The organism is Janibacter sp. CFPM2_SD2, assembly GCF_057364645.1.
On the sequence record NZ_JBNFOF010000100.1, the window covers coordinates 1 to 10976 of the forward strand.

Sequence of the window (10976 nt, forward strand, 5' to 3'; positions counted from 1 at the left end):
CCACGTGCGGCGCGGGCCCGGCCCCGCGCACACCATGAGCAGCTCGAGGACCGGGCCGGTGAGCTCCGGCCCGTCACCGCGGACCCAGTCGACGTCGGTGGCGACCATCCGCACGCTGCGCAGCAGCCGGCGGCCGCCGAGCAGCGGGCTGAGCAGACGGCACCGGTCGACGGCCACCACGGCCGCCGTCGGGTCCGGCGAGTGCTCGAGGCCGAGGGGACGCAGGATGTCCTGGTGGTGGACGATCGCGTCGACGAGGGGCTCGACGGCCGTCGTCGTGGGCACGTGACGTGTCGACCCCCGATATCGCTCGAAGTCGGCGAGGACCGACTGCTGGGTCTGGGTCGCGCCGAGCCGCTGGACCTCGCGCTTGATCATCCCGTTGTAGCCGTGGCCGAGGTTGCGGGCGACCAGGCCCGGCATCTGGGCCCAGCCGATCTGGGGGTTCGAGATGACGTGGGCGGCGACGTCCTTGACGCTCCACCCGTCGCACAGCGAGGGGTGCTCCCAGGCCTGCGGGGGCAGGGACGTCAGGGTCGCCTCGAGGGCCGCTCGCTCGGCGTGGGTCCATCGCCACACCGTGGCCGTGTCCATGACGACAATCGTCCTCGTCCACAGGCTCGCGCGCCAGACCCTCGTCGTCCACATCTTGCGCCGGCGGCGGCTGCGCCCCCTTCGCCTCGGTGAGGCTGGGTCCACGGGCCCACCGACCGCGGTGGGCGGGGAGTGAGGACAGCACCATGAACGAAGTCGAGATCACCGTCGCCGGCCGGGTCGTCGCCGACCCGGAGCACCGCCAGACCACGCAGGGTCGGCAGTTCACGACCTTCCGCGTCGCGACGACTGTGCGCCGGCGCAACCGCGAGGGTGTCTTCGTCGACGTGTCGACGAGCTTCTACAACGTCGCGGCCTTCCGCTCGCTCGGGATGAACGCGCACCTGTCCCTGCACAAGGGCGACCCGGTCGTCGTGCACGGGCGGCTGACGATCAACTCCTGGCAGCGGGCGGACGAGTCGTGGGGGAGCTCTGCGGACATCGAGGCGGTGAGCGTCGGGCACGACATGACCTTCGGCACGAGCGACTACGCCAAGGTCAGCCGCGGCGTGACCGACTCGCCCGCCCAGGAGGCGGGGGTCGAGGGGCTGGTGGCCCTTGCCGATCGCGTCGCGAGCAGCGACGAGCCGGGCTGGGCGGGGTCCGCGTCGCCCACGGAGTCGCCCGAGCACGAGGACGAAGGGGAGGAGGCTCCCGTCCCGCAGCCGGTCTGAGGTGCCAGGCGGGGCAGGGCGCGCAGGGAGGATTCGGGCGCGGGGGCAGGAGTGGATAGCCTGCCCCCATGGCCGACTACATCTACACCATGGTCCGTGCGCGCAAGGCGCACAACGAGAAGGTCATCCTCGATGACGTCTCGATGTCCTTCTTCCCCGGAGCCAAGATCGGGATGGTCGGGCCCAACGGGGCCGGTAAGTCGACCATCCTCAAGATCATGGCCGGGCTCGACCAGCCGAGCAACGGCGAGGCGCAGCTCAAGCCGGGCGCGACCGTGGGCATCCTGCTCCAGGAGCCCCCGCTCAACGAGGACAAGACCGTCCTGGGCAATGTCGAGGAGGGCGCCGGCGAGATCAAGGCCAAGCTCGACCGGTACAACGAGATCTCCGAGCTGATGACCGAGCCCGACGCGGACTTCGACGCGCTCATGGAGGAGATGGGCAAGCTCCAGGAGGACATCGACCACGCCGACGCCTGGGACCTCGACTCCCAGCTCGAGCAGGCGATGGACGCCCTGCGCTGCCCGCCGCCGGACGCCGACGTCACCGTGCTCTCCGGTGGTGAGCGCCGCCGCGTCGCGCTGTGCAAGCTGCTCCTGCAGAAGCCCGACCTGCTCCTGCTCGACGAGCCGACCAACCACCTCGACGCCGAGTCCGTGCTCTGGCTCGAGCAGCACCTCGCGTCCTACCCGGGCGCCGTCGTCGCCGTGACGCACGACCGCTACTTCATGGACAACGTCGCGCAGTGGATCGCCGAGGTCGACCGTGGCCGGCTCTACCCCTACGAGGGCAACTACTCGACCTACCTGGAGAAGAAGCAGGAGCGTCTGCAGATCCAGGGCAAGAAGGACGCCAAGCTCGCCAAGCGCCTGAAGAACGAGCTCGAGTGGGTGCGCTCCAACCCCAAGGCCCGCCAGACGAAGAACAAGGCCCGACTCGAGCGCTACGAGGAGATGGCGGCGGAGGCCGACCGGACCCGCAAGCTCGACTTCGAGGAGATCCAGATCCCGCCGGGCCCGCGCTTGGGCAGCAAGGTCATCGAGGTCAAGGGCCTGAAGAAGGGCTTCGACGACCGCGTGCTCATCGAGGACCTGTCCTTCTCCCTGCCGCGCAACGGCATCGTCGGCATCATCGGTCCCAACGGCGTCGGCAAGACCACGCTCTTCAAGACCATCGTCGGCATCGAGGAGCCCGACGCGGGCGTCGTCGACATCGGTGACACGGTCAAGCTCTCCTACGTCGACCAGAACCGCGGCGGCATCGACCCGGAGAAGAACGTCTGGGAGGTCGTCTCCGACGGGCTCGACCACATCCAGGTCGGCCAGGTCGAGATCCCCTCGCGCGCCTACGTCAGCCAGTTCGGCTTCAAGGGCCCGGACCAGCAGAAGAAGTCGGGCGTGCTCTCCGGTGGCGAGCGCAACCGCCTCAACCTCGCGCTGACCCTCAAGCAGGGTGGCAACGTGCTGCTCCTCGACGAGCCGACCAACGACCTCGACGTCGAGACCCTCGGCTCGCTCGAGAATGCGTTGCTCGACTTCCCGGGCTGTGCTGTGGTCATCTCCCACGACCGGTGGTTCCTCGACCGCGTCGCGACGCACATCCTCGCCTACGAGGGCACCGAGGAGAACCCCGCGAGCTGGTACTGGTTCGAGGGCAACTTCGAGGGTTACGAGGCCAACAAGATCGAGCGCCTCGGCGAGGAGGCGGCGCGTCCGCACCGCGTCACCCACCGTCGCCTCACCCGCGACTGAGACATCGCTGCACGACGACGGGCGCTCGCTCCCACGACGGGGGCGAGCGCCCGTCGCGCGTCGTTACCGCAGCTCGGCCTCGATGAGGTCGGCCGCCCGCGAGGTGCCCCCTTCGGCCCGTGCCGCATGTGCCAGCTCGGCCAGCCGCGGCGGCGACCTCGCGGTCCGGCGAGGAGCTCGTCGCCGGCGGAGCGCAGGGCGGCGGCGCTCGCCTCGGCGGTGTCGAGCCGTCGGGCCACGCCGAGCCCGACGAGGGTGTCGGCATTGGCGAACTGGTCGACGTCCTGGGGGACGGCGACCATGGGCGTCGCCGTGAGCAGTCCTTCGCCGCACCCACCCATGCCGGCGTGCGTGACGAAGAGGTCGGCCTCGCGCAGGATCGCCATCTGGGGCACCCACCGGTGGACCTCGACCCCCTCGGGGATCGCGCCCAGCGCGTCGAGGTCGATCCGTCGCCCGACCTGCAGCACCAGGTGCCAGCCCGTGCGGCCGCCGAAGGCGGCGAGGCACTGGCGGTAGAAGTCCGGCTGGTCGGTGTAGCTCGAGCCGAGCGAGACGAGGACGACGACCTCGGCACCGTCCGGGCGCTGCCACGAGCCCTGGTCGACGCGCTCGCCGATGCAGGGTCCGACGAAGGTGACCCGCTGCTCGTCGACCCGGTCGGCGTGCGGCTGCATTGCCCGGGGGACCAGGGCCAGGGCCCGCGGCGGGATGCCGGCGAAGGCGTCCGGGTCGTGCGTGGTGGCCCCGGCACGCTCGAGCCAGGCGGCGAAGTCCGCTCGGTACTGCGCGGCTCCGGGCAGGGCCATCACCTGGTCGCCGACCTCCTGCGCATAACCCTCCCAGGCGACATAGGTGGGCGAGAGCTGGACGAAGGGGGCTCCCTGCGCCTCGGCGAGCACCCGCCCGCCGTAGCCGCCGATGTCCGCGAGGTACAGGTCGGCGGGGTCGCGGGTGAAGTGCTCCCGGACCTGCTCCAGACCCTGCATCGCGTCCTCGAGGAAGGTGCGCATGGCCGCGATCGGGTCGTTGGGCCAGTCACCGTCCGGCAGGGTCGAGGTGCACGGCACGAGGCGCGCCCCGGTGCCCTCGACGAGCTCGCGCTGGTGCGGGTCGTTGACGACGCTCACCCGGTGCCCGCGCGCGACGAGCTCCCGGAGGATCTCCAGGCTGGGCAGGGTGTGGCTGACGGCATCGACGCCGAACATCGCGAGGTGGGCCATGCCCTCGATGATCGCCTCGGCTCGCCACGTGACGCCAGCGAGTTTCGTCCCGGCCGATTGTCGCCACGCCTCGGTAGCGTGCCGCCATGCCCTCACTCCTGGACCAGGTCGCCGGCCGCACGAGCGTCGTCGACGAGGTGCTCACCGGTTCGCTGGACGAAGGGGAGGTCCTCACCGGTGTCGAGCTGGTCGGGTGCACCCTGCGCGGCGGGTCCCTCGCGGGCGCGAGCCTCGCGGGGGTGCGGCTCGAGGGGTGCAGCGTCGAGCAGGTCGACCTCTCGCGCGTGCGGCTGCCCGACTCGGTGCTCGACGGGTGCACCTTCACCGGCTGCAAGGCGCTCGCCACGTCGTGGTCGATGCTGCGCGAGCCGGTGCTCGCGCCAGACCCGTGCACGTGGGTGGACTGCCAGCTGTCGATGGGCAGCTTCGGCGGGCTCGACCTGACGGGCGCGCGCTTCGAGCGGTGCGTCCTCACCGACGCCGACTTCGACGGGGCGGTGCTGCGCGAGGCCGTCGTCGACGACTGCTCGCTGGCCGGGGCCCGTCTCGTGCGGGTCGACCTGCGCGAGGCCGACCTGCGCACCGCGCGCGACTACGTCGTCGATGCACGCGATGCGCAGCTGGCCGGGCTGCGCGTCGACCCCGTCGGCGCGCTCGGGCTGCTCGCTCCCTTCGGCGTCGTCGTGGAGTGATGTGCGGTCAGCCGTGGTCGCGCGCCTGCCGTGCCGACCACGCGCGGTCGGCCGCGAGCACGCTTGCGGGAGAGTCGATGTCGACGCCGGCACGAGCCGCCGCCTGGCGCACTCGAGGGCTGTCGAGGTCGGGCAGACGCACCGTCTTCGGCTCGATGGTGCGGTCGACGTCGGCACGCGCACGCTGCCGCCGCGCCTGCTCGTCGGCCCCGGACGTGGCCCGCTCGATCGTGCTCGCGGTGACCTGCTGCGTCGCGCCGGTGATCGGGCCCGACACGAGGGGCGCGTAGCCGTCGCGGTGCCCGGCGACATTGGGGTGGTAGCTCTCGACGATCGGGTCGGACAGGCCGTTGAGCCACTCGGGGTCGTCGCAGACGGCGTGTCCGGTGAAGGCGCTCGTCGGGTTGACGAAGGTGTAGCCGGCCTCCTGTGCAGCCGTGCGCAGGCGGGAGTTGAGCAGGTCGGCCATCTCGTTGAGCCGGGTCTGCTCCTCGGGGGCGAACCACGTCAGGGCATTGCAGTCCTCGCCCATGAAGATGCGCGGGTAGCCCACGACGACGACCGCGGCATTGGGGGCCTTGCTGCGGATCGAGGAGTAGAGGGTCGTCAGCCGGCCGGGCAGCGTGGTGCTGACGAAGCTCTGCGCCCCGTCGATCGCGCCCTGGCAGTCGCTCGCCCAGCCCGGCATCGCGCACTCGGTGAGCACGTCGGCGAAGCCCGCGTCGTTGCCGCCGACGGAGATGCTCACCCGGTCGGTCTCGGTGGACAGGGCCGACAGCTGGGTGGTGGTCACGTCGGAGATCGTGGCGCCGCTGCAGGCCCGCAGGTCGAGGTCGAGGTCACCCGCAGCGGCGACGAGCGAGGGGTAGGCGAGTGTCGAGCGCAGGCACTCGGTCCCGTCGGAGATGTACTGGCGCGTCCCCGTCCCCGAGGAGTAGGAGTCGCCGAGCGCGACATAGCTGTCGCCGGGCGCGGCGGTCGCCGGCGACGGGGCCGCGACGGCGGCGAGGGCGAGGGCGATGGCGGTGGTCGCCATGGGGCGGGACGGGTGCATGCGGACTCCTCGGTGTGGGGTGGGCCACATCGCACGCTAGGGCTGGGCCGAGCCCGGTGCGTCTCGAGCTGACGAAGTCCGGTGGGAGTCCTGACGAGTTGTCGACGAAGGGGTGGGTCAGCTGGCGCGCGCCCCGACGAGGCGCAGGGCCAGGGCGCCGTAGGTGCGCCCGATGTGCTCGGGCGTCGTGCGCTTGATGCCCGGGTGGTACCAGCGGGCGACGTCGACGACGAGGGAGAGGGCGGCCAGGGCCGTGGCGCGCACGTCCTCGACCTCGAAGTCGCCGGCCTCGACACCGGCCGCGATGATCTGCTCGACGACGCCGTCGATCTCGCGGCGCAGCGTGAGGACCTCGCGCTGGTGCTCGGGGGAGAGGTGGCGGAACTCGTACTGGACGATCCGCGCGACCTGGTGCTGCTCTGCGTGCCAGCGGGCGAAGGCCGAGATGACGTGGGCGAGGGCCTCGGTGGGGGAGTCGGCGCGGGCTGCTGCGGCGGCGAGGTCGTCACGCGCCCCCTCGTGGCCGACGCGGCTGAGCTGGAAGAGCAGGTCCTCCTTGCTCGCGAAGTGGACGTAGACACCCGCCGGGGACAGGCCGGCGCGCGAGGCGATGTCGCGCGTCGTCGTCGCGTGGAATCCCTTGTCGGCGAAGGCGTCCGCGGCCGCCTCGAAGAGACGCACGACCGTCGGGTTGCTGTGCTCGGGCAGGGAGGGTGTCGGCGTCGTCACGGTTGACAGCATGCCTGCTGGGCGCGAGACTAAGCAAGCGCTTAGTCCGTACCGCACGTCACGTCCCAGAAGAGGTGGACACATGCCCCGCAACATCTACGACGAGGACCACGAGGCCTTCCGCAGCTCCGTCAAGGAGTTCGTCGACCGCAACCTCGTGCCCCGCGCCGAGTCGATGATCGCCGAGCACTCGATCCCGCGTGAGGTGTGGCTCGAGGCCGGCAAGCAGGGCTTCTTCGGTCTGACCATCCCCGAGGAGTTCGGCGGCGCCGGCATCGACGACTACCGCTTCAACGCCGTCCTCGCCGAGGAGCTGTCGAAGTTCAACGTCGCGGTCTCCTCGTGCTTCGGCATCCACGCCGACATCACCGCGCCCTACATCGTCGCGCTGGGCACCGAGGAGCAGAAGCAGCGCTGGCTCCCGCAGGTCGCCACCGGCGAGAAGATCCTGTCCATCGGCATGACCGAGCCCAACGGTGGCTCCGACCTCGCCGCCCTCAAGTCCTCGGCGGTCAAGGCCGACGACGGCTCCGGCGACTGGATCATCAACGGCTCGAAGACCTTCATCACCAACGGTCACCAGTGCGACCTGGCGGTCGTCGCGATCCGCACCGACCCGAGCAAGGGTGCCAAGGGCATCTCGCTCTTCGTCCTCGAGAAGGAGGACGAGGGCTTCACCAAGGGCAAGCCGCTCGACAAGGTCGGCCAGCCCGAGTCCGACACCTCCGAGCTCTTCTTCGACAACGTGCGTGTCCCTGCGGACCGGCTCCTCGGCCCCGAGGGCATGGGCTTCATCTCGATGATGCAGAAGCTCCCGCAGGAGCGTCTGGGCAATGCCATCGGCTGTGTCGCCCACGCTGCGCAGATCCTCGAGGAGACGATCGAGTACACCAAGGAGCGCAAGGCCTTCGGTCAGCCGATCGGCTCCTTCCAGCACAACAAGTTCAAGATCGCCGAGCTCGTCACCAGCATCGAGGTGGCCCAGGCCTACGTCGACGACTGCGTCGCGGCCCACGCCGAGGGCAAGCTCACGGCCGTCGACGCCGCCAAGGCGAAGTGGTGGGCGGCCGAGACCCAGAGCAAGGTCCTCGACGAGTGCGTCCAGCTGCACGGTGGTTACGGCTACATGAACGAGTACCGCGTGGCACGCGCCTGGCGTGACGCCCGGATCAACAAGATCTGGGCCGGCACCAACGAGATCATGAAGGAGCTCATCGGCCGCGACCTGGGTCTCTGAGATTCTCTGACCGACGGCCGGTCGCACCAGTCCATGGTGCGGCCGGCCGTCGCGCTACCCGCCGAGTTTGAGAGACTGGACGACACGTCAACGAAGGGAGCCCGGTGAGCACGTCGCACGTCATCACCGTGTCCGATCGGGTCAGCGGCGGCGAGCGCGAGGACCTGTCAGGTCCCGCCGCCGTCGAGCTGCTCGAGGCCGCGGGCCACGACGTGACGACGAGCGTCGTCCCCGACGGCGCCGCCGAGGTCGAGGCCGTCCTGCGCGCATCCCTCGCCGCGGCCACCGCCTCGTCGTCACCACGGGCGGCACCGGCGTGACGCCCCGGGACCGCACCCCCGAGGGGACCGCCCCCGTGCTGGACCGGGAGGTGCCCGGGCTCGCCGAGCTGCTGCGGGCCGAAGGGGCGAGGCAGACCCCCTTCGCGGCGATCTCGCGGGGTCTCGTCGGGGTCGTCGACGCCACCCCCGACCACCCCGGTGCCCTCGTCGTCAACCTCCCCGGCAGCGCGAAGGGGGTCCGCCAGGGCCTCGAGATCCTCCTCCCGCTCGTCGACCACGTCCTCGACCAGCTGACCGGCGGTGACCACTGATGACGGCCTCCGCCTGGGTGTCCGCCGAGCCCATCGACCTGCCGGCCCTGCTCGCCCGGGTCGACGCCCCGACGCACGGCGCGGTGACGAGCTTCGTCGGGCAGGTGCGCGACCACGACCCCGAGGCCAGTGGCCGGGTCGTCGCGCTGCGCTACACCTGCCACCCCGACGCACCCGCCCTCATCGAGCAGATCGTCGCGCGGACCGTCGCCGAGCACGACCCCGCGGGCGAGGCGGACGTGGCGGCGACGCATCGCGTGGGTGACCTCGACGTCGGTGACCTCGCCCTCGTCGTCGCCGTCGGCAGCGCCCACCGTGACCTGACCTTCACGCTCTGCCGTGCGGTCGTCGAGGCGATCAAGCACGAGCTGCCGGTGTGGAAGCAGCAGTTCGAGGCCGACGGCTCCCACGCCTGGTCCGGGTTGGGGTGCTGACGGTGCGCGAGCTGCTCGACACCCACGGCCGGGTCCACCGCGACCTGCGGGTCTCCCTGACCGACAAGTGCAATCTGCGCTGCACCTACTGCATGCCCGCCGAGGGGCTGCCCTGGCTGCCCAAGGACGAGCTGCTCACCACCCCAGAGCTGCTCACCCTCGTCGAGGCCGCCGTCCGCGCCGGCATCACCGAGGTGCGCCTGACGGGTGGAGAGCCGCTCGTGCGCCCCGACGTCGTCGACATCGTCGCCGGGATCAGCGCGATGGAGGGTCCGGGCGGCCAGCCCGAGGTGTCGATGACGACCAACGGCCTGGGCCTGGCCAAGGTCGCCGGCGCGCTGGCCGATGCCGGCCTGGCGCGGGTCAACATCAGCCTCGACACGCTCCAGCCGGAGCGCTTTGCGGAGATCACCCGTCGCGACCGCTTCGACGACGTCGTCGAGGGGCTCGCCGCGGCGGACGCCGCCGGGCTGCGGCCGGTCAAGGTCAACTCCGTGCTGCAGCGGGGGATCAACGACGACGAGGCCGTCGACCTCACCCGGTGGGCGGTCGAGCGCGGCTACGAGCTGCGCTTCATCGAGCAGATGCCGCTCGACGGCGGGCACACCTGGCAGCGCACCGAGATGATCACCGGCCAGGAGATCCTGGCGTCCCTGCGCTCGGCCTTCGACCTGACGGAGGTCCCCGGCCGTGGCGCGGCGCCCGCCGAGCGCTTCCTCGTCGACGGCGGCCCGGCCACGGTGGGGGTCATCGCGTCGGTGACCATGCCCTTCTGCGGTTCGTGCGACCGGCTGCGCCTGACGGCCGACGGGCAGCTGCGCAGCTGCCTCTTCGCGCGGGGCGAGACCGATCTGCGCGGCCCGCTGCGTGCGGGCGCGAGCGAGTCCGAGATCCACGCGCTCGTCCACGAGTGCCTGCAGGGCAAGCGCCCCGGGCACGGCATCGACGAGCCCGGATTCCTCCAGCCGCCGCGACCGATGAGCGCCATCGGCGGCTGAGCCGTCATCATCCCCCGGCCCGATCAGCCCCCGGCGAAGGGCGGCAGCACGTCGATCGTCGCGCCGTCCGTGACGGGGGTGTCGTCGTCGTCGACGTAGCGGCCCGCGTGCAGCACGGAGCACCGCTCGAGGACCTCGGCGAGGCGGTCGTCGTGCGCGCGGCGAGCAGCGGCCAGCACCTCGCCGATGGTCGCTCCGTCGAGCTGCTCCTCGTCGGTGCCGGCGGCCTCCGCGGCCCCGGCGAAGTAGCGGATCGTGGCCCGGCTCATCGGTGCTCCTGCGGCTCGTCGGTGTCGTCGGCCCCCGGCAGGGTCGCCTCCAGCGTGGTGCGCAGGGCGTCGAGGTCGACGGGGCGGCCCTGCTCCTGCAGCCGGCCCACGGCGAGACCGAGGACGTAGGCACCGACCGGCGCCATCGGGCGCTCGAAGCCGTGGGCGATCGTCTTCGTCATGTCGAGGATGCTGCGCACGTCGACCGACTCGGGGTCGAGCCCCAGTGCGGCACAGGCTTGCTCGATCCAGTCGGCCCAGCGCTCCTGCGCCTGCTGGTCCTCGGTCTGCGGGCTCATCGCTCCTCCTGCTGCCCGGGCTCCGACGCGGGCTCCTGCGGGTGTTCGAGCCGCTCGGCCCACCGGGCCAGCTCGGCCCAGGTGTCGATGTCGGCGACGTCGTCGCGGCTCGCCGGCAGGGTGACGAGCGTCGCCTCCGCGAAGAGCTCGCGCAGCGACCGGTCGCGCGGCGAGCCGAGTCGCTCGAGCCCCTGGCGCAACGCGCTCGTGCGGTGGATGCCGAGCAGCCACTGGGGACGGTCGTCGGCGTCGGCGAGGCACCAGCCGTCGTGCCCGTCGGTGGTGACCTCGTCGCTGCGGACGCGAAGGACCACGCCGCGAGCAGCCGCCCGAGTGCCGGGAGGGGGTTTGGCGAGGTCGCACGAGGCGAGCAGCGTCCACTCGGCCGTCGAGCCGGCGGCCTCGAGCGCGGACAGCCCGGCCGCGAGCC

Annotated in this window: 14 protein-coding genes and 1 pseudogene; 8 read left to right on the forward strand and 7 right to left on the reverse strand. The window is 71.6% G+C overall.

Annotated elements, in window-relative coordinates:
- Positions 1-594, reverse strand: a 594-nt coding sequence (locus AC2W7J_RS10535; protein ID WP_485982317.1) for a maleylpyruvate isomerase family mycothiol-dependent enzyme, incomplete at its 3' end; no start/stop codon positions are given.
- Here AC2W7J_RS10535 and AC2W7J_RS10540 point away from each other — a divergent pair.
- The 3 genes from AC2W7J_RS10540 to ettA all read left to right on the forward strand — a co-directional run bounded on the left by AC2W7J_RS10540 (position 593) and on the right by ettA (position 3019).
- Positions 593-730 carry a hypothetical protein gene (locus AC2W7J_RS10540; RefSeq protein WP_485982318.1) on the forward strand — a complete coding sequence of 46 codons (138 nt, stop codon included), beginning with the start codon at positions 593-595 and terminating at the stop codon, positions 728-730. The two genes, AC2W7J_RS10535 and AC2W7J_RS10540, sit on opposite strands and share 2 nt — an antisense overlap.
- Before the next feature lie 10 nt (positions 731-740).
- Positions 741-1268, forward strand: coding sequence for a single-stranded DNA-binding protein (locus AC2W7J_RS10545; RefSeq protein ID WP_421007380.1), 528 nt, complete (start codon positions 741-743; stop codon positions 1266-1268).
- A 68-nt stretch (positions 1269-1336) separates the two neighbouring features.
- The gene (gene ettA / locus AC2W7J_RS10550) at positions 1337-3019 is read left to right on the forward strand and encodes an energy-dependent translational throttle protein EttA (protein ID WP_255183902.1); all 1683 of its coding nucleotides are present in this window, start codon (positions 1337-1339) and stop codon (positions 3017-3019) included.
- On the opposite strand, the gene AC2W7J_RS10555 is transcribed toward ettA, so the two are convergent.
- A complete protein-coding gene (locus AC2W7J_RS10555) occupies positions 2935-4242 on the reverse strand; it encodes a macrolide family glycosyltransferase (protein ID WP_485982319.1) in 1308 nt (435 codons plus the stop codon). The two genes, ettA and AC2W7J_RS10555, sit on opposite strands and share 85 nt — an antisense overlap.
- Positions 4243-4328: 86 nt before the next feature.
- On the opposite strand from AC2W7J_RS10555, the gene AC2W7J_RS10560 reads away from it, so the two are divergent.
- Positions 4329-4934: a pentapeptide repeat-containing protein gene (locus AC2W7J_RS10560; RefSeq protein WP_427801152.1), complete on the forward strand. Its 606-nt coding sequence runs from the start codon at positions 4329-4331 to the stop codon at positions 4932-4934.
- Between the two features lie 7 nt (positions 4935-4941).
- Here AC2W7J_RS10560 and AC2W7J_RS10565 read toward each other — a convergent pair whose 3' ends face one another.
- Both AC2W7J_RS10565 and AC2W7J_RS10570 read right to left on the reverse strand, forming a co-directional pair.
- The gene (locus AC2W7J_RS10565) at positions 4942-5988 is read right to left on the reverse strand and encodes an SGNH/GDSL hydrolase family protein (protein WP_485982320.1); all 1047 of its coding nucleotides are present in this window, start codon (positions 5986-5988) and stop codon (positions 4942-4944) included.
- 117 nt (positions 5989-6105) lie between these two features.
- Positions 6106-6717 (reverse strand): TetR/AcrR family transcriptional regulator, encoded by a 612-nt coding sequence (locus AC2W7J_RS10570; protein WP_485982321.1) that lies wholly within the window; start codon positions 6715-6717, stop codon positions 6106-6108.
- A gap of 82 nt (positions 6718-6799) precedes the next feature.
- On the opposite strand from AC2W7J_RS10570, the gene AC2W7J_RS10575 reads away from it, so the two are divergent.
- The 4 genes and pseudogenes from AC2W7J_RS10575 (at position 6800) to moaA (ending at position 9978) form a co-directional block, all read left to right on the forward strand.
- Entirely contained in the window at positions 6800-7954 is a 1155-nt protein-coding gene (locus AC2W7J_RS10575; RefSeq protein ID WP_485982322.1) for an acyl-CoA dehydrogenase family protein, read from the forward strand.
- A 104-nt stretch (positions 7955-8058) separates the two neighbouring features.
- Positions 8059-8546: pseudogene (locus AC2W7J_RS10580) on the forward strand (MogA/MoaB family molybdenum cofactor biosynthesis protein).
- The gene (locus AC2W7J_RS10585; protein WP_255183895.1) at positions 8546-8980 is read left to right on the forward strand and encodes a molybdenum cofactor biosynthesis protein MoaE; all 435 of its coding nucleotides are present in this window, start codon (positions 8546-8548) and stop codon (positions 8978-8980) included. Before AC2W7J_RS10580 ends, AC2W7J_RS10585 begins: the two are co-directional and overlap by 1 nt.
- Entirely contained in the window at positions 8977-9978 is a 1002-nt protein-coding gene (gene moaA / locus AC2W7J_RS10590; protein WP_485982325.1) for a GTP 3',8-cyclase MoaA, read from the forward strand. Before AC2W7J_RS10585 ends, moaA begins: the two co-directional genes overlap by 4 nt.
- 23 nt (positions 9979-10001) lie before the next feature.
- Here moaA and AC2W7J_RS10595 read toward each other — a convergent pair whose 3' ends face one another.
- The 3 genes from AC2W7J_RS10595 to mobA all read right to left on the reverse strand — a co-directional run.
- A complete protein-coding gene (locus AC2W7J_RS10595) occupies positions 10002-10247 on the reverse strand; it encodes a MoaD/ThiS family protein (RefSeq protein WP_255183894.1) in 246 nt (81 codons plus the stop codon).
- A complete protein-coding gene (locus tag AC2W7J_RS10600) occupies positions 10244-10546 on the reverse strand; it encodes a DUF6457 domain-containing protein (protein WP_485982323.1) in 303 nt (100 codons plus the stop codon). Before AC2W7J_RS10600 ends, AC2W7J_RS10595 begins: the two co-directional genes overlap by 4 nt.
- A partial coding sequence (mobA, locus tag AC2W7J_RS10605; RefSeq protein WP_485982324.1) for a molybdenum cofactor guanylyltransferase occupies positions 10543-10976 on the reverse strand: 434 nt, incomplete at its 5' end. The genes AC2W7J_RS10600 and mobA, both read right to left, overlap by 4 nt.

What these genes read in the sequence shown, in the direction of transcription:
- AC2W7J_RS10585 (WP_255183895.1), top strand. Translation starts at nt 8,546, where the DNA reads ATGACGGCCTCCGCCTGGGTGTCCGCCGAGCCCATCGACCTGCCGGCC.
- AC2W7J_RS10555 (WP_485982319.1), bottom strand. Translation starts at nt 4,242, where the DNA reads ATGGCCCACCTCGCGATGTTCGGCGTCGATGCCGTCAGCCACACCCTG.
- ettA (WP_255183902.1), top strand. Translation starts at nt 1,337, where the DNA reads ATGGCCGACTACATCTACACCATGGTCCGTGCGCGCAAGGCGCACAAC.
- AC2W7J_RS10540 (WP_485982318.1), top strand. Translation starts at nt 593, where the DNA reads ATGACGACAATCGTCCTCGTCCACAGGCTCGCGCGCCAGACCCTCGTC.
- AC2W7J_RS10595 (WP_255183894.1), bottom strand. Translation starts at nt 10,247, where the DNA reads ATGAGCCGGGCCACGATCCGCTACTTCGCCGGGGCCGCGGAGGCCGCC.
- AC2W7J_RS10600 (WP_485982323.1), bottom strand. Translation starts at nt 10,546, where the DNA reads ATGAGCCCGCAGACCGAGGACCAGCAGGCGCAGGAGCGCTGGGCCGAC.
- AC2W7J_RS10545 (WP_421007380.1), top strand. Translation starts at nt 741, where the DNA reads ATGAACGAAGTCGAGATCACCGTCGCCGGCCGGGTCGTCGCCGACCCG.
- AC2W7J_RS10575 (WP_485982322.1), top strand. Translation starts at nt 6,800, where the DNA reads ATGCCCCGCAACATCTACGACGAGGACCACGAGGCCTTCCGCAGCTCC.
- AC2W7J_RS10565 (WP_485982320.1), bottom strand. Translation starts at nt 5,988, where the DNA reads ATGCACCCGTCCCGCCCCATGGCGACCACCGCCATCGCCCTCGCCCTC.
- AC2W7J_RS10560 (WP_427801152.1), top strand. Translation starts at nt 4,329, where the DNA reads ATGCCCTCACTCCTGGACCAGGTCGCCGGCCGCACGAGCGTCGTCGAC.